At 72.1% G+C, this 19,932-nt stretch carries 16 protein-coding genes and 2 pseudogenes; 11 read left to right on the top strand and 7 right to left on the bottom strand.

All coding sequences use genetic code 11. The annotated features are described in order from the left end of the window. A pseudogene (locus E4099_RS34150) lies at nucleotides 1–167 on the top strand (sensor histidine kinase); the annotation flags it as partial. Then, nucleotides 164–799, top strand: coding sequence for a response regulator (locus tag E4099_RS12540; RefSeq protein ID WP_135339093.1), 636 nt, complete (start codon nucleotides 164–166; stop codon nucleotides 797–799). The pseudogene E4099_RS34150 and the gene E4099_RS12540, both read left to right, overlap by 4 nt. Before the next feature lie 100 nt (nucleotides 800–899). Here E4099_RS12540 and E4099_RS12545 read toward each other — a convergent pair whose 3' ends face one another. Next, a complete protein-coding gene (locus E4099_RS12545) occupies nucleotides 900–1,799 on the bottom strand; it encodes an alpha/beta hydrolase (protein ID WP_135339094.1) in 900 nt (299 codons plus the stop codon). A gap of 62 nt (nucleotides 1,800–1,861) precedes the next feature. Here E4099_RS12545 and E4099_RS12550 point away from each other — a divergent pair, with 62 nt between their 5' ends. The 3 genes from E4099_RS12550 to E4099_RS12560 all read left to right on the top strand — a co-directional run bounded on the left by E4099_RS12550 (nucleotide 1,862) and on the right by E4099_RS12560 (nucleotide 3,624). After that, entirely contained in the window at nucleotides 1,862–2,332 is a 471-nt protein-coding gene (locus tag E4099_RS12550) for a MarR family winged helix-turn-helix transcriptional regulator (protein WP_209446602.1), read from the top strand. Nucleotides 2,333–2,453: 121 nt separating this feature from the next. Beyond that, entirely contained in the window at nucleotides 2,454–3,008 is a 555-nt protein-coding gene (locus E4099_RS12555) for an AAA family ATPase (RefSeq protein ID WP_209446603.1), read from the top strand. A 193-nt stretch (nucleotides 3,009–3,201) separates the two neighbouring features. Beyond that, nucleotides 3,202–3,624 carry a hypothetical protein gene (locus E4099_RS12560; RefSeq protein WP_135339095.1) on the top strand — a complete coding sequence of 141 codons (423 nt, stop codon included), beginning with the start codon at nucleotides 3,202–3,204 and terminating at the stop codon, nucleotides 3,622–3,624. Between the two features lie 87 nt (nucleotides 3,625–3,711). Here the strand turns inward: E4099_RS12560 and E4099_RS34155 are convergent. Together E4099_RS34155 and E4099_RS12565 are read right to left on the bottom strand one after the other, a co-directional pair. Next, nucleotides 3,712–3,927 (bottom strand): annotated as a pseudogene (locus tag E4099_RS34155) (IS5/IS1182 family transposase); the annotation flags it as partial. Then, entirely contained in the window at nucleotides 3,902–5,122 is a 1,221-nt protein-coding gene (locus E4099_RS12565) for a glycosyltransferase (RefSeq protein WP_135339096.1), read from the bottom strand. The pseudogene E4099_RS34155 and the gene E4099_RS12565, both read right to left, overlap by 26 nt. A 245-nt stretch (nucleotides 5,123–5,367) precedes the next feature. Between E4099_RS12565 and E4099_RS12570 the strand changes: the two genes are divergently transcribed. The 3 genes from E4099_RS12570 (at nucleotide 5,368) to E4099_RS12580 (ending at nucleotide 9,110) form a co-directional block, all read left to right on the top strand. Continuing rightward, nucleotides 5,368–5,826: a MarR family transcriptional regulator gene (locus tag E4099_RS12570; protein ID WP_135339097.1), complete on the top strand. Its 459-nt coding sequence runs from the start codon at nucleotides 5,368–5,370 to the stop codon at nucleotides 5,824–5,826. A gap of 828 nt (nucleotides 5,827–6,654) precedes the next feature. Further along, nucleotides 6,655–7,521, top strand: coding sequence for an alpha/beta fold hydrolase (locus E4099_RS12575; protein ID WP_135339098.1), 867 nt, complete (start codon nucleotides 6,655–6,657; stop codon nucleotides 7,519–7,521). Between the two features lie 47 nt (nucleotides 7,522–7,568). Beyond that, on the top strand, nucleotides 7,569–9,110 hold the full coding sequence (locus E4099_RS12580; protein ID WP_135339099.1) for an MFS transporter: 1,542 nt from the start codon (nucleotides 7,569–7,571) through the stop codon (nucleotides 9,108–9,110). Nucleotides 9,111–9,213: 103 nt separating this feature from the next. Here the strand turns inward: E4099_RS12580 and E4099_RS12585 are convergent, their stop codons facing one another. The 3 genes from E4099_RS12585 to E4099_RS12595 form a co-directional block, all read right to left on the bottom strand. Continuing rightward, the gene (locus E4099_RS12585; RefSeq protein ID WP_135339100.1) at nucleotides 9,214–10,242 is read right to left on the bottom strand and encodes an aspartate-semialdehyde dehydrogenase; all 1,029 of its coding nucleotides are present in this window, start codon (nucleotides 10,240–10,242) and stop codon (nucleotides 9,214–9,216) included. A gap of 384 nt (nucleotides 10,243–10,626) precedes the next feature. Further along, complete coding sequence (locus tag E4099_RS12590; protein ID WP_135339101.1) at nucleotides 10,627–13,938, bottom strand: S8 family serine peptidase; 3,312 nt, start codon at nucleotides 13,936–13,938, stop codon at nucleotides 10,627–10,629. Between the two features lie 358 nt (nucleotides 13,939–14,296). Then, nucleotides 14,297–14,872, bottom strand: coding sequence for a CGNR zinc finger domain-containing protein (locus E4099_RS12595; RefSeq protein WP_135339102.1), 576 nt, complete (start codon nucleotides 14,870–14,872; stop codon nucleotides 14,297–14,299). A 189-nt stretch (nucleotides 14,873–15,061) separates the two neighbouring features. Between E4099_RS12595 and E4099_RS12600 the strand changes: the two genes are divergently transcribed. From E4099_RS12600 to E4099_RS12610, 3 genes are all read left to right on the top strand, one after another. Beyond that, nucleotides 15,062–15,514 carry a VOC family protein gene (locus E4099_RS12600; RefSeq protein ID WP_135339103.1) on the top strand — a complete coding sequence of 151 codons (453 nt, stop codon included), beginning with the start codon at nucleotides 15,062–15,064 and terminating at the stop codon, nucleotides 15,512–15,514. 141 nt (nucleotides 15,515–15,655) lie between these two features. After that, entirely contained in the window at nucleotides 15,656–16,582 is a 927-nt protein-coding gene (locus E4099_RS12605; RefSeq protein ID WP_135339104.1) for a pyridoxamine 5'-phosphate oxidase family protein, read from the top strand. 557 nt (nucleotides 16,583–17,139) lie between these two features. Then, entirely contained in the window at nucleotides 17,140–18,852 is a 1,713-nt protein-coding gene (locus E4099_RS12610; protein WP_135339105.1) for a TIGR03767 family metallophosphoesterase, read from the top strand. Between the two features lie 111 nt (nucleotides 18,853–18,963). On the opposite strand, the gene E4099_RS12615 is transcribed toward E4099_RS12610, so the two are convergent. Then, nucleotides 18,964–19,932, bottom strand: a 969-nt coding sequence (locus E4099_RS12615; protein ID WP_135339106.1) for a hypothetical protein, incomplete at its 5' end; no start/stop codon positions are given.

Raw genomic sequence — 19,932 nt, forward strand, 5'->3', positions numbered from 1 at the left:
CCCCCGACCCCGAACACGGCGGCTTCGGGCTGGCCGCCATGCGCGCCCGTATGCACGCCCTCGGCGGCACCCTGGCGATCGAATCCGCCCCCGGCCGCGGCACCGCCCTGGCCGCCCAGCTCCCCCTGACTCCCCGTCCCGAGACCGAGCCCGAGGCCCACCCGTGACCGATGCCGCCATCCGCCTGCTGCTGGCCGACGACCACCCCGTCGTACGCGCCGGACTGCGTGCCGTACTCGAGACCGAACCCGGCCTCGTCGTCGTGGCCGAGGCGGCCACCGCCGAGGACGCCGTCGCCCGCGCGGCCGAGGGGGACATCGACGTCGTCCTGATGGACCTGCGGTTCGGCAAGGGGATGGGTGGCGCCGAAGCCACCGCCCGGATCACCGCCCGACCGGGCGCCCCGCGCGTGCTGATCGTCACCACGTACGACTCGGACGCCGACACCCTGCCCGCCATCGAGGCCGGCGCCACCGGCTACCTCCTCAAGGACGCCCCTCCCGAAGACCTGGCCGCCGCCGTGCGCACGGCCGCCGCCGGCCGCACCACCCTCGCCCCGACCGTCGCCGACCGGCTGATGAACCGGCTGCGCGCCCCGGGTACGGCCCTGACCCGGCGGGAGACCGAGGTCCTCGCCCTGGTCGCCGACGGCCTGTCCAACCAGGCGATCGGCCATCGCCTCCACCTCACCGAGGGAACCGTCAAGTCCCACCTGGCCCGCATCTACGCCAAGCTCGGCGTCGACTCCCGCACCGCCGCGGTCGCCACCGCCACCTCCCTCGGCCTGATCCGCCGCTGACCGGCCGGCACGCGCGGCGGTCGGGAACGGGAGTCGGTAGCGGGCGAGGTCGGGGCGGGCTGTGAGCCGTCGCCACCGGCCCGCGGGTGCGAGGCACGGTTCAGGCGCGGGCCAGGGCGGTGGTGATGAAGCGGGCGGCACGGTCCAGGGCCGCGTCGGCCTCGTCCAGCATGCCCTCGAAGGTCTGGAAGACATGGGGGACGTCGGCGGTGATGTCGAGTTGGACGTCGACCCCGGCCGCGGCCGCCCGGACGGCGAACCGGGTGGAGTCGTCCAGCAGGACCTCGTTGGAGCCGGCCTGGAGCAGCAGCGGGGGCAGCCCGGTCGGGTCGGCGTGGAGCGCCGGGCTCAGCAGCGGCTGGTGGGGATCCTGCCCGGCGAGGTAGTGGGTGAAGACGGTGGCCAGCTCCGCGCGGGTGAAGAGCGGGTCGGCGTCCTGCTTGGTGGTCATGCTCTCGCCCGAGCAGGTGAGGTCCAGGCCGGGGGAGAAGGCGACCGCCGCGGCCGGCATCGGCAGTCCGGCGTCGCGGGCGGTGAGCAGGGTGGTGATGCTCAGGCCGCCGCCGGCCGACTCCCCGGCCAGCACGATCCGCTCGGCCGGGACGCCCTGGTCCAGCAGGTCGCGGTAGGCGGCGAGGCCATCGTCGACGGCAGCGGGGAAGGGGTGTTCGGGGGCGAGCCGGTAGTCGACCGAGATGGCACGGACACCGGTGCGGCGCACCAGTGCGGCGGTGAGTCGCAGGACCGCCGCGGGTGAGCCGAAGGTCCAGCATCCGCCGTGGAAGTAGACGATCGTCCCGGTGGCCGGGCTGCCCTCGGGCTCGACGGTCAGGGCGGGACGCCCACCCAGGACGGAGGGGGTGACGGTCACCCCGGTGGGGGCCGGGCCCGAGGCCATCTGCGCCTCGAAGTCCTTGCGCAGCTGCTCCGGCGGGAGGCTGCCGTCGAACGGGGCCTGCCGCATCAGGGCGTCGACTGTCGCGCGCTGTGCCTTGCTCATGCCATCCTCCTGGTGAAGTGCTGTTCTTCACCAGGAACTATATTCCTAGGAATGTAATTCCCATGAATCTGGAGCTCGATGTGACCGACCTCACGCAGGTGTTCATGGACCTCGTCCGCTACGAGACCAGGCTCTACAACGCGGCAGGCGAACGACTGCGCGCCGAGCACGGCCTGACGATGGGACAGTTCGAGTTCCTGCGCATCATCGACAGCCGGGACGGCTGCCGGGTCAACGACCTGGCCGAGGAGGCCGCCATCACCGTCGGGGCGACCAGCAAGGCCGTGGACCGCTTGGAGGCCGCCGGCTGGGTGGTCCGGCGACCCAACCCCAGCAACCGCCGCTCGTCCCTGCTGGAACTGACCCCCGAGGGCGGCAGGCTGCTGGCGGCCGCCACGCCCACGTTCGAGGACGGACTGCGCCACTGGCTCGCCGAGCCGCTGACGGCCGACTCGCTGGAGCAACTGGCCTCCACCCTCAACCTGCTGCGCAAGACAATGGAGGACGCCTCGGCGGGAACGCCTGCCGGCTAGAGCGTGTCCCCCGCGATCGCAGCCCCAATGCCCGGGCCGCCCGCAGCCGGTCGTGCCCGTGGCCATGGGGTCGCTCGATATCGGATCGCGTACGACGGACGCGGGCTGGCACGCTGCCCCCATGGGTCACGCGGAAGTGCTACTGATCGGCGGGCGGGCCGGAGTCGGCAAGACGACGGTGGGGTGGGAGGTTTCGGCGTTGCTGCGGGCCGCGGCGGTCCCTCACGCGGTCATCGATGGTGACTTCATGGGGCAGGTGCATCCAGCCCCGGAGGGGGATCCGCACCGTTCGGAGATCACCGAGACCAACCTCGCCGCGGTGTGGGCCAACTTCGCCCGGCGCGGCTACCGCCGTCTGGTCTATACGAACACCGTCAGTGTGCTGCCCGAGGAGACGGGCATGTTCCAGCGGGCCATGGGGACGGGGGTCCGGATCGTACGGGTCCTTCTCACCGCCTCCGACGCCACCGCTCGGGAGCGGCTGACGCGCCGGGAGCTCGGCTCGGAATTGGAGCGGGAGCTGGAAGGCAGTGCGCGCAAGGCGCGGCTCCTGGACCAGCGCGTCCCCGCGGAGACCGTGCGGGTGGTGACGGATGGGAGGGCGGTCGTGGACATCGCGGGTGAGGTCGTGGCTGCCACGGGCTGGACCGGGCAGCACTCCACGACCGGGCCGTGACCGAGCCGGCAGGCCGGTTGTCGATCAGCCGCTCGGCGGTGTTCCGCTCCTTGGGGAGACCGGCAGCGCGGCTGCTGGAGCCCTTGTTCTTCCGGGGAACCGCTCAAGCCCGGGTCCTTGTCTATGGTGGTGCGTGGCGGCGGGCGCACCCCTGGTTGCAGAGGCCGCCGCATCTCAAAGGGGGACGGACGGGATGAGCGAGTCGAGCGACGACGACGAGGGCACCGGCATCCTGATCGCGCTTGGCATGACGGTCGGCCTGTCCTTGGTCTGGGCCTATGTCATCAAGGACCAGGGAGAGCTGATGACGTGGGGCGGCCTGGTGATGGCCGCGGTCACCGGCTTCATCGCCGGAAACTACAGCGACCACAGCGAGTCGGTCGCCGTCACCTGCGCCTTGGCCACCCCGCTCGGCACCTACCTGGGCACGCTCCTCGGCCTCTGTCTGATCGCCGTCGCTCCGTACGGAGGTGACTTCAGCGACGCCTGGCACGTCTTCACCAACGACACCGGCGAGGTGGCGCACCTGTTCAAAACCGAGGCCCAGGGCCGCGACTGGCTCTTCCTGCTCCTGTCGGCGCCGGTGGGGTACGGAGCGGCGATGCTGGAGGATTGACCTGGGATGGGCGCGGCAGCTGTGGGGACCCGTCCCACTCGCCCCTCCTCCGCGCTCGCCCCGAGGACCCCGGCACCCCACAAGGCTGAGGCGGCAGGCAAGTTCCAGGAAGGCTTCACGCCTGTCAGCCCTGCGTTCCCATTGGATGCGCAGGCGTCGGAAACCATCCAGCCACGCCCACGCAGGAATTCGCTCGATCACCCGCCGGCAGGTGCCCAGCCCGGTGCCATGCCGGGCCCTACGGCGGGCGATCGCGGGCTCGATGCCGTGATCGCGACTAGCGTCCCTGCCGTTCCCCGAATCGGGTGTCGAGCAGGAGCTTGGCGGCCACCTCCGCGCCATCGGTACGCACCATGCCGGCCACCTCGGTCGCGCGGGCGCGGGTCTCGGGGCTCAGGGCCACCTGGAGCGCGGCCGACAGGGACTCGACGGTCGGCGTCGGACCGTCGTGCGCCGCACCGATGCCCAGGTCGGCCACCCGGCCCGCCCAGTACGGCTGGTCCGCCGCCTGCGGGACGATCACCTGGGGCGCACCGGCCCGGGCCGCCGTCGTCGTCGTGCCCGCACCGCCGTGGTGCAGTACGGCGGCCACTCGGCCGAACAGCGCCTGCTGGTTGACCTCGCCGATGGCGAAGCAGTCGTCTCGCTCGTCGATGAGCGCCAGGTCCGACCAGCCGCGACCGAGGAGCACCCGGCGGCCCTGGGCGCGGATCGCCTCGATGGCCACCGCGGCGGTGTCCTGCGCCACCCGGCGCATGCTGCCGAAACCGACGTAGACCGGAGGCGCACCGGCATCCAGGAACTCCACCAGATCCTCGGGCAGCGGGCGCTCGTCCGGCAGGATCCACGCACCGGTGTGGACGACATCGAGCTCCGAGTCCTCCGGCCACGGGCCCAGGGTCGGGTCCACCGCCAGCCACGGCTGGTCGGTGAAGATGAAGTTCCGTACGTCGTCCACGGGCGGCAGACCGACCGAGGCCCGGTGGGCGTTGAGCGCCTCACCGTGCAGCGTGTTGAAGGTCTGGGCGTTCAGCTCCCACAGCACCCGGTTGTCCGCCCCCTCCGGCGGAGGCGTCTGGCCCGGCAGCAGCAGCGGCGGCGGGGCCTGGTGCGCGGAGGGCAGCAGAAACCCGCAGAAGGTGGCGTACACATAGGGGATGCCCAGCTTCTCGGCCACCGACCGCGAGGGGAAGTGCGCCAACCCGGTCGCCAGCAGCGCGTCGCACCCCTCGGCCGCGGCGGCGATGCCGTGGAAGAACTCGGCCAGCTCGGTCACCCGCCGGGAGGCGTCCTTGGGCGAGGACGGAGGCGCCATGGTGCCCATCGCCGGACCGATCGGCACCATCGGTACGTCGACACCGGCCAGTTGATCGGCGAACTCCTTGTCCGGCGGCGCGCACACCCGCACCTGAGCGCCGAGCTTCCGCAGCTGCACCGCGAGAGCCACCATCGGCTCGACGTCCCCGCGCGATCCATACGTCGACAACAGCACACGCATTCCGCGATACCCGCTTCCGTAGATTCCGGCCTCGGCGGGTGATTCTGCGGTACAGGTAGGGCCTTGCCGCAAGGCCCCCAGTGCGCTATACGTTGAGAGTGGAAAGGAGTCGGTGACCTCCTTTCCCTTTTCTTTTTGCCGCCCATCGCCGTCCCGCGCCCCGACAGCGGCGGCTTGACTTGAACTTCGCTTCAAGTTCTACGGTCGCGACGTCCTGGTGACCACCCGACGCAGGGAGCGCGATCATGGCGATCAAGGAGTATTCGCGGGAAGAGCTGGCGGCTCAACCCATCGGTGCGTGGAGCGGCTTGGCATACCGCCGCGTGGTGGGGGCGATCCGCGAGCAGTTGGCGGTGGAAGGCCTCACCCAGCCCCATTGGTGGACGCTCAATCACGCGGCCGGGGCCCCGGGCACCTGGACCCGGGCGACGCTGATCGAGCGACTGACCCCGTACGACGACATGGAGACCGACTTCGACAGCGTCTTCGACGACCTGGTGGAGCGCGGTTGGATGACCGAGAACGCCGAGGGCGGCATGGTGCTGACCGAGGAGGGAGTGGCCGGACGCCTCCGGGCCCGGGAACGCAACCTGCGGGTCCACGAGCAGGTTCACGAGGGCGTCGACACCGATGACTTCGTGACCACGATCAACGTCCTCCGCCGCATGGTCGCCAACCTGGGCGGCGACGGCGACCTGCCGTAGCGGCACGAGCCCCGGGCCCGGTTGCCGCACGCACCGGAGCCCGGGGCCCCGCACGGTCAGCCGGACGGCAGGCCCGTACCGGACTTCGCCCTGGAACGCCGCAACTCCATCCAGCGCGGCCCCAGCGACCGTAGTCGCTGACCAGCGACACCTCGCCCATCCCGCCACACCGGTGGGACGGGCAGCCGGATGCGCGCCCCTGCGGCGAGGTCCAGAACTCCCCCCGCGAGGTGCCCCAACACGCCGGTCGCCCACCGCGAGGTGCACGGCACGGCCCAGAACTCCCACCGCGAGGTGCCCCCGCGGAACAGTCCAGAGGTCCCCTTTCGCCGGTCGCCCACCGCGAGGTGCCCCCGCAATTCGGGCATGACATCCCAACGTGGCCCCAAACTGCCACCGTTTTCCGTCCATTGCGGTTGCGGCAACAGGAACATGCAGTCTCCACGCACAAGGGGTTGCGGCTGTGTTTCGCTTGCCGTGGACGAACCGGAATCCGATATCCCGCGATAAGGGAGTACACCGGTGACCAGTGGCAGGCCCGGACATTTACCGATGACGAAGCAGCGCGCGATCGCCGCACCCTTCGTGGCGGCCCGGCGCGCGCTGATGGAGATCGGAGCGTCCGGCCTTCCGCCGCTCGGCATGCGCCTCGGAATCCCGCGGCCCCCCGCTCGGCCGGCTGGGCGCGTGAGCGCCCCTGCCAGACCCACGCTGCCCTCGACGCGGATCCTGACCACGATTCCCCGTCCGAGGCGTCCCCCTGGCCCGCACCGCTTGACCAACGGCCGGTCGGGGCTCGAGGGCCCTGACCGAGAGAGGAGAACCGGGGTGCCCTTCGCAACGCCCGAATTCGAAGCAGAGTGGAGCCCGCTGCTCCGCCGGACCATCGACGGCTACCACGTCGAGGTCATGCACCACCCCCCGCACTCGGACGCCCCGGTACTCCTCATGGCGCACGGCCTGGAAGAGGGATGGCAGGTATGGCTCCCGATGGCCCGGCTCCTGATGCCCGAATTCCGATTGCTGCTGGTCGACTTCCCCTGGCGGGCACACAACGACTACGGCTGGTCCGAGACCCTTCCGCCGTCCGAGTGGATGGGGGAGGTCGTCCGCAACCTCCCGATCGTCCCCGACGCGATCGTGGGGCACTCCTTCGGCTCGAACGCCACCCTGGAGTTCCTGGCGAAGCCGAATGCCCCGCTGATCAAGGCGGCCGTGCTCACCTCGCCCTTCTACCGGTCCGAGCCGTCGGCCATCACCTGGGACCTCTTCCACGAAGGGGTGGCCAACTTCCGGGAGATCCTCTCCGCCGGGCTGCGGGTCCGCAGCGGCGACAAGCGGATCGATCCGGAGATCTTCGAGCGGATGGTGGACCGGCTGCTGGAGCGGGTCGGGCCGACCGGCTTCGCCAACCTCTTCCGGCTCTTCTCCCACGCCCCCGGCATCCGCACCGACCGGATCATCAGCCCCACTCTGATCATCGGCGGTGTCACGGACGAGACCAGCACCCCCACGGGCATCCGCGAGCTGGCCGGGGCGCTGGTCGACGGCCGGGTCGAACTGCTGCCGGAGTACGACCACTTCTGCCAGGTCGAGCAGGCCGAGGAGATCGCCCAGCTCACCGCGGCCCACCTCCGCGAGCACCTGTTCATGCCGCACCAGGCCCTGCTCGGGATGGGAAGAGCAGCCGCCTGACCCCCCTCCGCACCGATCCGGACACGCCCTCGTCGTAAGGCACCGCAATGCCACCTCACGCCGCTTCCGACGCCGCCGCCCCCACCAAGGGACGGCCCGGTCTGACCATGCTGGCCGCCCTGGCGGGCCTGTTCATCACGTTGCTCGACGTCACCGTGGTCAACGTCGCCCTGCCCACCATCCGTGACGACCTGGACACCTCCTTCACCGACCTGGAGTGGATCGCCAACGCCTACCTGCTGGCGCTGGGGGTCTTCATCGTCACGGCCGGCAGACTCGGCGACATCCACGGCCACCGCCGGATCTACGTCCTGGGCGTGGTGACCTTCCTGGCCGGTTCCCTGATCTGCGGCCTGGCCGGGGACATCACCGTCCTCCACGCCGGGCGGGTGGTCCAGGGCATCGGCGGCGCGGTGGTCATCCCGCTGACCCTGGCCATCATCTACACCAACTTCGACGGCCCCCTGCGCGCCCGCGGAATCATGCTGTGGGGCGCGGTCGGCGGGCTGGCCACCGCCCTCGGCCCGCTCATCGGCGGCTTCCTCGTCCAGCACATCGGCTGGGAGTCGATCTTCCTGGTGAACCTGCCGATCGGCGCCGTCGTCATCGCCGCGACGCTGATGGCGGTCGAGGACAAGCGGCGGCCGGAGAACGAACCGCGGCCCCCGATGGACGTGCTGGGCCTGCTCAGCATCAGCATCGCGCTGTTCTGCCTGAACCTGGCCCTGGTCAACGGCCATGGCTGGGGCTGGACCTCCGGCCGCGTGCTCGGGCTCCTCGCCGCGGCCGTGGTGATGCTGGTCGCCTTCCTGGTGGTCGAGGCGCGCTCGGCGAGCCCCATCATGGACCTGTCGTGGTTCCGCCGCCCCTCCTTCGGGGGCAGCGCGGTCGCCGGGTTCCTGCTGGGCGCCGGCATGTTCTCGATCATCTTCTATCTGTCGATCTACCTCCAGAACGGGCTGCACCTCTCCGCCCAGGCGACCGGCGTCCGGCTGCTGCCGCTGACCCTGATGCTCATCGTCGGCGCCCCGCTGGGCGGACGCCTGGTCGCCAAGTCCGGCCCGCGCGTCGCCCTGGGCGCCACGCTCGCCCTGATGGCCGTGGGCATCGCTCTGTTCACCCTGATCGACCCGGACGGAGACGCGGGCTCCTGGGTACGGCTGCTGCCCGGCATGCTGGTGTGCGGCCTCGCCACCGGTGTCGCCATGCCGATCGTCTCGGAGCTGACCGTCTCCACCGCCCCGCAGAACCAGGTGGGCGTCGCCTCCAGCGTGGGCACCATGCTCCGCCAGGTCGGCAACGCCATGGGCGTGGCGATCATGGGCACGCTGATGAGCATCCAGATCAACCAGGCCGAGGACGAGGTCACCGGGCTGCGGAAGGCCGGCACGCTCACTCCGGACGCCGCCCGGCACATCGGCGGACGGGCGGTCGCCCACGCCCTCCAGCACGCGGCCTGGTACGGGGCGGCGGTGACCCTGCTCGCCGCGCTCCTGGTGTTCAGGTTCGTCAGCAGCCGGCCCCCGGCCGCCGAACCCCCCGCCCAGCCCAAGGACGACGTACGCCTTCCCGCGTACACCCAGCGCTGAGCCGGTGCCCCTCCCCGGGGGCGTACGGGAAACGGGGCGGCGCCCCGGCGGATGCCGGAGCGCCGCCCCGCGGTATGGCCCGCTGTCCGACCCCGACCGGGGGTCAGCCCTGGAGTTCGGCCGCGACCAGCTCGGCGAGCTGGACCGCGTTGAGCGCCGCGCCCTTGCGGAGGTTGTCGCCGGAGAGGAACAGCGCCAGCCCGTTCTCCACGGTCTCGTCCTCGCGGATGCGGCCCACGTACGAGACGTCCCGGCCGGCGGCCTGGAGCGGGGTGGGGATGTCCGAGAGCTCCACACCCGGCGCCTGGGCCAGCAGCTCATAGGCGCGGGCCACACTGATCGGGCGGGCGAAGCGCGCGTTGACCTGGAGGGAGTGGCCGGAGAAGACGGGGACCCGCACACAGGTGCCGGAGACCTTCAGCTCCGGGATCTCCAGGATCTTGCGGGACTCGTTGCGGAGCTTCTGCTCCTCGTCGGTCTCGAAGGAGTCGTCCTCCACGATGCTGCCCGCCATCGGCAGCACGTTGAAGGCGATGGGGCGCTTGTAGATGTCCGGCTCGGGGAAGTCCACGGCCTCGCCGTCGAAGGTCAGCTGGTCCGCGGCCTCCGCGACCTTGCAGGCCTGGGTGTGCAGCTCGGAGACGCCCGCCAGCCCGGAGCCGGACACCGCCTGGTAGGTGGTGGCGACCATCGCGGTCAGCTCCGCCTCCCGGTGCAGCGGCTTGAGCACCGGCATGGCGGCCATGGTGGTGCAGTTCGGGTTGGCGATGATGCCCTTGGGGCGGTCCTTGATCGCGTGCGGGTTGACCTCCGAGACCACCAGCGGCACCTGCGGGTCGCGCCGCCAGGCCGAGGAGTTGTCGATCACCACGGCGCCCTGGCCGGCGACCTTCTCGGCGAGCGCCTTGGAGGTGGCACCACCGGCCGAGAAGAGCACGATGTCCAGGCCGGTGTAGTCGGCCGCGGCCGCGTCCTCCACGGTGATCGCGGTGCCCTGCCAGTCCAGGGTGGAGCCCGCCGAGCGCGCGGAGGCGAACAGTCGCAGCTCGCTGACCGGGAAGTTCCGCTCGGCGAGGATCTTGCGCATGACCGTGCCGACCTGACCGGTGGCTCCGACGATTCCTACCCTCACGGTGTCTCCCTACGTGTCCGGCTGTCTTCCCGGCCGCCTTCCCAGCGGAAGGGCTGCCACGCCCCATGATGCGTAGGCATCGGGAGGCTTTGTCCACTCCATTGTCGGGCACTCGGTGCCAGGGCGCGGTGGCGCACGTCTCAGCCGACTCCGAGGTGGGACGTACCTCACAGGAGCCGGACGCCCCCGGACGGCCCGCTCGGCGGCACCCGGCGGTACGGGCGGGTGTACGGGGCCGGCACCCCGTGCCGTCCGCCGCCCGACTGCCCGGCAAGCGGAAGTGCCCGGCAAGCGGAAGCGCCGGGGCAAGCGGAAGCGCCGGGGCAAGCGGAAGGGCGGGCGCCCGGTGGACGCCCGCCCCTGTCACCGCTTACCGCCTGGCGGTTACTGGGTGACCTTCTCGATCTTCACGCTGCCGGTGCCGGTGACCGTGCCCTGCGCGTTGAGCAGCTGCACCTCGCCGAAGAAGGAGCGGCCCTCGGGAGCCGCGCCGGCCGCCTCGACCTGGGCCGAGACGGTGGCGGTGGCGCCGTTGGCCAGGTCGACCGGGGTGCCCTCGTCCACGGAGATCTTGCCGAGCGAGGGGGCGTAGTACACGTCCCGGTAGTCGTACTCGGTGGAGCCCGACGGGACCGAGTAGCCGTCCACCTCGACGGTGTAGGTACCGGGCTGCGGGTTGGCGATGCTCACCGACTCCTCCGAGTCGCCGTCCGCCGAGGAGGCCACGACCTTGCCGTTCAGCAGGACCGACAGGTCCAGGTCGGACTTGGTGTCGGAGACCTTGCCGATCGCCACGTCGAGCCGGGAGACGCCCTCGCCGACCGTGATGGTGCTGGTCTGGGACTCACCCTCCTTGATCGTCGGGCGCTCGGTCTTGGCCGAGCCCAGCTCGCCGCCCCGCAGGGAGCCGCGCTGGATGCCGGCGAAGCCGTTGCCGACCTTCCACTCGACCGGCACCGGGGTGCCGATCTTCGCCTCGGGCACGGTCTGCACCTCCGGGTCGAAGGTGGTGCCCAGCGCGGTGGCGGTCAGCGTGTACGGGTTCTGGAGCAGCGGCGAGGTACGGCGCGACTCGACCTCGAACTCCCACACGCCCGGCAGCGGCTCGGCGTACGAGCGCAGGTCGGGGCGGCAGGTGTTGGCCGGGTTGTCGTAGTTCGGGTAGCACTTGGTGGTCGAGGAGTCCTCGACCGGCACGCCGTACGGGTCGATGGCGATCCACCGGGTCTGGCTGTTGGCGGCCAGGCCGCTCATCTGGACCTGGAGAGCCTTGGCGCCCTCGGGCACGGTCACGAAGTACGAGTGGGTGCCGTTGCGCTGCACGATGCCGGACTCGCGGACCGAGTAGTCCGGCTTGGCCAGCGGCTTGGCGACCACCACGGTGTTGAGGATCTGCTTGTCCACGCCCACCGTGCGCGGGTCGTCCACGTTCACGATCACGCTGTGCAGGCCGGCCGTGCGGGCCTTGGCGGTCAGCTTGACGGTGACCGGCTTGCCCAGGGGCAGCGAGACCGACTTGGTGGACAGCGCGAAGGTGCCGTCGCTGTCGCGCAGCGACAGGTTGTGGCGGACCGCGCGGTCGGGGCCGGTGGTGCGGGTGATGGTGACCTCGTAGGCCCGCGACTGCTTGACCTTCAGGCCGCCCTCGCGGTCGTAGACGCCGGTGCCGAAGCCCGGGGTCTCCAGGTAGTCCGAGAGCGCGGTCTTCACCGGCGCCTTGACCGTGTACTCATGCGCCGAGGCACCGGCCTTGATGGCCTTCCAGGCGCCGACGACGTCCATCAGACCGGCACCCTCCTCGTTCGCGCGGGCACCCTTGATGTGCTTGGCGGTGCTGGTCAGCGCGGTGCGCAGGGTCGCCGGGGTCAGCTCCACCCGGTCCTGCTCGGCGGCGGACAGCAGCAGCGCGGAGGCGCCGGCGGCCTGCGGGGAGGCCATCGATGTGCCCTGCAGCATGCTGTAGCCGGCCGGCAGCTCGTAACCGGCCTCCTTGACCGGGCCGCCGGGCAGCCAGGTCTGGGTGGTGTTGATGGAGGCGCCGGGGGCGGAGATCACCGGGGCGAAGCCGCCGTCCTCACGCGGACCGCGGGAGGAGAAGGGCATCACCGAGTAGTCGGTGGTGACCTTGGAGCCGTAGTTGGCGGCCCAGGTCTCCTTGGAGATGGTCGCGCCCACGCTCAGCACCTTGTCGGCCAGACCGGGGTCGCCGATGGTGTTGGCGCCGGGGCCCTCGTTGCCGGCCGAGATGACCAGCTGCACGCCGTAGGTGTCGATGAGCCGGGTGTACAGCTCCGACCGGGCGTTGTTGCCGTCGTTCAGCGCCGGCAGGCCGCCGATCGACATGTTGACGATGTCGACGTGGCGGTTGACCACCAGGTCGATCATGCCCTCGGTGAGCGCGATGTTGGTGCAGCCGCCGCTCCAGGTGCAGGCGCGCGAGGAGACCAGCTTGGCGCCGGGCGCCGCGCCGTTCATCTTGCCGCCGAACAGCCCCTTGGCCGCGGTGATGCCCGCGACATGGGTGCCGTGCTCGGACTCGATCACACCGATGTTGACGAAGTCGGCCTTCTTGCCGACCCAGTCGCCGCCGTACGGGTCCATGGGGACGTCCTTGCGGATCTCCACCGTGAACGGGATCCGCTCGGCGACCGGGGTCTTCGGGTCGTCCTTGCCGAAGTAGCCGATCTGGAAGCCGTCCTTGTACGGCTTCATGGCCTCGTCGTTGGTGAAGTCCCCGTCGTTGTCGAGGTCCACGCGGACGGTGCCCTTGGCGGCGTCGTAGAGGACGGCCCAGGAGTCGGTGGTGTCACCGTCCCGGTTCAGGTCGCCCTTCATGTCGCCGTTCGCGGTGGTGGACTCCCGGAACAGGCTGACGCTGTAGGAGCCCGCCGGAGCGGTGTAGGTGCGGTCGTTGTAGGTGAAGCTGGGGCCCTGGACGGAGTTGACCATCGGGCGCCAGGTGGCGTCGTTGTCCACGATCGGGTCGGTCGCGGTCACCCAGTCGACGATCTTGCGCTCGCCGGTGGTGGTCTTCTGCAGCGCCGGGTGGCCCAGGTCCACACCCGAGTCCAGGATGCCGATGGTGACACCGCGGCCGTCGGCCTTGGGGTGCTTGGCGACGAAGTCCACCGCGCCGGTCTCGAAGGCCGGCTGGTACGGGTTCTTCGCCGGGGTGTCCTCGCCGGGCGCCGGGTAGCTCTCGGCGGTCCGCACGGTCTCGGCGCCGGGGGCGCGGTCCGCGCGCGGCGTCGGGTCCGGAAGCTTGATCTCCTGGCGGAGGTCGATGCCGTGCACCGAGGAGAGCTTCTCGGCCTTGGCGATCGCGGCCTCGGCCTTGCCGGTCGGCACGGTGGCCCGGACGTAGCCGAGCTTGTCGTAGGTACGACCCACCGCGGCGCCCTTGACCGAGTCGAGCTGGGCGGCGACCTGCTCGGTGGCTCCGGGGGCGGTGGCGATCATCATGGTGATGTTCTTGTCGCCGTCCGCCTTGGCCTGCGCGAGCAGATCGGCGTCGGGGGCGCCGAGCTTGTCGGAGGCGCTCTTGGCGGGGACGTTGGGCGCGGGCGCGTCGTCCTGCGTCGACGCGAGGGCGGGGGCGGGGCCGGCGGCCGCGAGGGCGGCCACCAGGCCCGCGCCTATCGCTATCCGGGCGGCACGTCCCACGCCGCGCAGGGGTCTTTCAAGTGAAGAGGACATAGGCATCCTTGTTCGGAATACGGTGCCATCGGTCCGTTCACTTTTGTGTAAGTGACCGGTTTTTGGGGAGAGTCGCCCAAGCCTGAATGCGGGGTTGGCGTATACCCGCCATACGCCATCAGGGACAAAGAGCCCGCAACGCGGTCAAGTCGCCGGGGGGTGCGCGAGGCGGCGGAGGTTTATTTCCGCCGCGTCGGGTGCGGGAGTGACGGGAGTGGTGGCGGGTTCGCGTCCACGCCGGGTGGGTGGGTGGCGGCGGGCCCTCGTGCGCGGCGGGCGTCGGGTGTGGCGGAACTGCTCGACGGTCCTCGTCCGCCTCGGGTGCGGGAATGATGGAGGCGGTGGCGCGCCCTCGGCCTCAGGCCCGCTCGTCGCGGGCGCGTGCGTAATGGCGGGAGGCCTTGGCGCGGTTGCCGCAGCCGGCCATGGAGCACCAGCGGCGGGTGCCGTTTCGCGAGGTGTCGAAGAAGTGCACCACGCACCGCGGGTGCGCGCAGGCGCGGATCCGGTCCGGGGCGGTGCGCAGCAGGCGCAGGTAGTCGTAGGCGGCGGCCCAGGCCGGGGCCCACGCCGGATCCTCGAACTCCGCGCTCTCGGTGGGCCCCTCGGGGGTGAGCGCGGCCCGGATCCGGCCGTGGGCGAGCACCGCGTCCACCTGTCGCACCGCCTCCGGGTTGCCCGGCTCGCGGACCGCCGCGGCCAGCGCGTCGCGTGCGGTCAGCAGGGCGTCCATCATGGCGCGCGGATCGGCCGGGGTGCCGACCGGCCTCCCGATGACGCCGGCCAGCCGCTCGTCGTTGCTCCGCAGCCAGATGTCCATGCCCTCGGTGCCGGTCAGCAGGTCCTGGGGCTGGCCATGGGAGTTCCACCGGGTGTTCATCAGGTCGAGCGAGACCGGCTCGCCGACGAGCGGACGCGGGTCGGCTGAGGGCATCGCGGGTCCTTCGACTGGTGCCTCCGGACGGAGTCCGGAGGAGGGCTCGTACGGCCGGCGCTGCGGATCGCCGACCTTCCTAACCCCTCAATCGTACGAGGCCAGTTGACTCTCGTCGCAACTAACCCCTAACCTCGCATTCAGAGGTTAGTCCGGGGATGGCCCGGGCGCCCAACGGAGGGGAATGTCATGACTATTGCCGCGCTGCGTACCGGACACGTCGGGCTCAATGTCACCGACCTGGACCGCGCCATCGGCTTCTACACCCCGGTCTTCGGCTTCGAGGTGATCGGCAAGGGCGTCGAGGAGGACCGCCGCTACGCCTTCCTGGGCCGCGACGGGAAACTGGTGCTCACCCTGTGGCAGCAGGCCACCGGCGGTTTCGACGGCACCCGGGCCGGGCTGCACCACCTCTCCTTCGAGGTGGACACCCTCGAAGAGGTGCGCGCCGCCGAGGACCGACTGCGCGAGCTGGGCGCCGAGTTCGCCTACGACGGCGTGGTGGCCCACCGCGAGGGCGCGGCCTCCGGCGGGATCTTCTTCACCGACCCGGACGGCACCCGGCTGGAGATCTACGCCCCCACCGGCGTCGAGGGCGCTCCCGCCCCGGCGGAGGCCGCGCCGACCTGCGGTTTCTTCTAGCCCACCCGTCGCCCACCACCACCCTCATTCGAAGAGGTCCTTGATCCTTGTCGCCCACCACCACCCTCATTCGAAGAGGTCCTTGATCCCCGTCGCCACCATCCCGACCAGGACCGATCCCGCCCACGAGAGGAAGAAACCGTGACCACCAGTCCGTACCATCCCGGTGAGCGTGAGGTGCAGCGCCGGGCCGGGGTGCTGGCCCGGGCCGACCACGCGGGTCGGGCCATCGGCAGCGGGATCAAGGAGGTGGCCGCGGCGTTCCTCGGGCTCCAGCCGATGCTGGTGCTCGGCGCCGCGGACCACGACGGCCGGGTGTGGTGTTCGCTGCTGACCGGGCGGCCCGGGTTCACCACCGCCACCGGGCCGCACTCCATCGCCATCAGCGGTGGGGTGTCCGAGGGCGACCCGCTGGCCGAGGTGCTGGGCGAGCCCGGCACCAACGTCGGCACCATCGCCCTCGATCCCCGAACCCGCCGCCGCATGCGGTTGAACGGGGCGGCCCGGCCCACCGCTCGGGGGCTCGCGGTGGACGCGCGCCAGGTCTTCTCCAACTGCCCCAAGTACCTCCAGAAGCGGTCCTTGGAGGCGTTCGAGGAGGCCCGGGCGCCCGGGCCGGCGCACCGGTCGGCGGCGCTGGGCGCGGCGCAGGTCCGGGTGATCGAGACCGCGGACACCTTCTTCATCGCCACCGTGGACTCCCGGCCCGGGGCCGTGCCGCCGGGCGCCACCTCGGGCCCGGCCGACGCCAGCCACCGCGGCGGGCAGCCCGGCTTCGTCACGGTGGCCTCGCCCACCCGGCTCAGCTGGCCCGACTACCCGGGGAACGCCATGTTCCTGACCCTGGGCAACCTGATGACCGAGCCACGCGCCGGGCTGCTCTTCACCGACTGGACCACCGGCGACACCCTCCAGCTCACGGGTACCGCCCGCACCGAGTTCGGCGAGGCCGGGCGCACCATGCACTTCGAGCTGGACGAGGTGGTCCACACCCCGGCGGCCAGCCCGCTGCGCTGGTCCGCCCCCGAGTACTCCCCGGCCAACCCGCCGCTTCCGACCGCGGCGTGACGCCGGGGGAGTCCGGTGGGCAGCCGTGGGGGGCGGCGCGTCCACCGGCCGGGCGCCCGCGGGGGAGGCGCCTCCAACGGCCGGTCCGGCCTGCCCCGGACCGGTCGTTGGGCTATTCCGGCGGGTGGCGTCAGGAGAGCGGCCCCGGTCGGCCCGCAGCGGGCCGACCGGCCGTCTCACCTGCGGCCCGCGCGCTTCCGCAGGCCGAAGCGACCCGTGGCGGCCCCGGTCCGCCCGCGGTGGGCCGCAGTCGTTCCACCCGCGGCCGGCCGCGACCCGCCGCATGCCCGAAGGGCCACCCCCGTGGTGGCCCGGGCCCGCCCGCGGTGGGTCGCCTGGCCGTCCCGCCCGCGGCCCACCCGCGCCTGCACCCGCCGGCGGCCCGCGGCCGGCGCGCCCCCGCATGGCCGACGCGCCCCCGTGATGATCCCTGTGCGCAACTCGGCGGCCTCCGTTGCCGTCGCGTTCACGCGAGGGCAACCCCCGATGCCAACGATCCCGGTGACAGACGGTTCCGCTTCCGGTCCGCACCGTGTTCGCACTCGGGGAGATCGCGCATGTCCCGTACAGGATCCGCCGCACACGCTCTCGACCGCCGTGCCCTGCTGGCCGCGGCGGGCGCCGTCGGGGCCGTCGCCGGACTCGGCGCCCCGATGCGCCCCTCCGGCCACACCGCCGCCGCTGCCCCGGGGCCGTCTGGGCGGCGGGTGACCGCCGCCCCCGCCGGTCCTTCCTCGGCGGGCACCACCCTCCGCTCGGTGGCCACCCCCCGTGGCAGCGGGGACTTCCGGCGGCTGGGCGACGGCCCCGGCTGGGCCCGGGTGGTCCGTACCGAGCAGGCCGCCGCCCAAAGCGGCCGGGCCGGGCGGCGTACCGCGCTCGCCTCCTTCGTCCAGCTCACCGATCTCCATCTGACCGATGTGCAGCACCCGGTGCGCTACGAGTTCCTGCGCGCCGGGCGCCCCGGCGCCTGGCGCCCGCACGAGGCGCTGACGGTGGCCGGGGTGGTCTCCCTGGTGGAGCGGATCAACCGGCTGCGCGGCGGCCCGGTCACCGGCGCCCCGCTCACCTTCGCCATGACCACCGGCGACAACACCGACAACAACTCCCGGCTGGAGCTGGACTGGTACCTCACCGCGCTGAGCGGCGGCCGGATCACCCCCAACTCCGGCGACCCCCGCGACTACGAGGGCGTCCAGGACAGCGGGCTGAAGGACTTCTGGCACCCCGGCACCGCCCTGCGGGACGCCGACAAGCAGGCCGGCTTCCCCCGTATCGACGGCTACCTCGAGGCCGCGCTGCGCACCCTCACCAGCCCCGGCCTGCACCTGCCCTGGTACTCCACCGTCGGCAACCACGACGGGCTGTCCGGTGGCGTCTACGCCTTCGACCACGGCTATCTGACCGAACTGGCCACCGGCACCCGGAAGCTCCAGATCATCCCGGCCGCCGAGGCCGAACGGATCTACCGGGGGGAACGCGAGGGCGCCGACCCCCGGGGCGCGCGGATCAGGGAGCTGCTGCGGGCGCATGCCCGGGAGGCCCGCACCGTCACCGCCGACGAGCGGCGCGCCCCCTTCACCCTGCGCGAGTACCTCGCCGCCCACCTCGACCCGAAGCACACCGGCCCCGGACCGGTCGGCCACGGTTACACCCGGCGGAACCTGGAGCAGGGCACCCTCTACTACTCCTTCCGGATCTCCTCGGAAACCCTGGGCATCAGCCTGGACACCACCGATCCCGGCGGCCACTACACCGGCTCCCTGGGCACCGCCCAACTCCGCTGGCTGGAACGGACCCTGAAGGCACACCGGGACCAGCACATCCTGGTCTTCAGCCACCACTGCGCGTCCAGTATGACCAACCCCAACCCGGACCCGGCGCGCCCGGGGGAGGCCCGGCACGGCGGTGCCGAACTGGTCGACCTCTTCCGGCGCAACCCCCAGGTGCTGGCCTGGATCAACGGCCACAGCCACCGGAACCGGATCACCCCGCACGGCACCTTCTGGGAGATCACGACCGCCTCGCACATCGACTTCCCGCAACTGGTCCGGGTCATCGAGGTGGTGGACAACCACGACGGGACGCTCTCGCTGCTGACCACCCTGGTGGAGTCCGCCGCCCCGCACCGCACGGACCTCACCGACCTCTCGCGGACCGGGCTGGCCTCGCTCTACCGCGAGCTGGCCTTCAACGCGGCCGGCTCGCGCGGAACGTTGGCCGGGCAGCCGGACGACCGCAACACGGAGTTGTTGCTCCGCAAGCGGTGAGCGCGCCGCGGGCGGTGGGTTTCGGCTGCGGGCCGGTGGAGGCTGGTCGCGCGGTTCCCCGCGCCCTTCGGGGTACGGCGCCCAGTGCTCGTCGGGGCGGCGCCGCGCCCGTCAGCGGGGGCGTACCACCACGTACCCCGTCGGTTCGCGTTCCGCGGCGGCGATCAGCGCGGTCCGCACCACCGCGGCCTGGTCCGCCGGGGCGGTCCGCAGCCGGTCCGGGGAGACCCTCAGCAGGCAGATGCCCAGCCGCTCCAGCTCCGACCGCCGGTGCGCGGCGCGGGCGTCGGGTCCGGCGATGGCGGGCCGCTCCCGCGTGGTGTCCAGGTCCAGGGCCACCGCCTGCTCCGGCCAGTACGCGTCCACCTCGATCAGCGGCGTGCCGCCGGGCAGGCGCAGCGCGACGTTCCACAGCGGCTCGGGCAGGCGGTGGCCGCGCACCATGGCGTACAGCCGGCCCTCGGCCATCGCCCGGCCCTGGGCCAGCACCGCATCCATCGCGTCGGCCACCTGCGGCCGGTCCGTGAGCCCGCACCGGCCCAGCTCCCGGAGGATGTCCGCCGCCTCGCAGTGCGCGCCGCGCACCGCCTCGGTCAGCAGCCGCAGCACGGTCGGGGTGTCCGGGACCTCGGCGACCGCGTCCGCCAGGGCCCGCGGCACCGGGGCGGTGGGGATGCCGCCGATCTCCTCGGGGATGGGCAGGCAGGGGCCGCGGACCACCCGGAGGAAGCCGGTGGAGCACAGCCGGCGGGAGCGCGGCACCAGCACCTCGACGTGCTCCAGCGCGGTGAGCGGGGGAGTGGCGGTGAAGTGGTGCAGGGCCAGCGCGGCGAGACCGGTGATCATCGCCGGGCCCGGGGTCGCGGCCCGGCTCGCGGTGTAGAGGAGTGCGGCGTACAGCCTCTCCTCGGCGGTGGCCGGACCGGGATGCAGCAGGCGGATGCCCGGCAGCAGCTCCGGGTAGCGGCTGCCGGCGGGGGCGCCGGCAGCCGCCGCGTGGGGAGCGATCCCCAGGGCGCGGAGTTGGCGGGTGGTCACTACCTGGACGCCGCGGGACGGGTACGGCGGGCGGGGCGGCGG

Source organism: Streptomyces palmae, assembly GCF_004684805.1.
GTDB lineage: Bacteria > Actinomycetota > Actinomycetes > Streptomycetales > Streptomycetaceae > Streptomyces > Streptomyces palmae.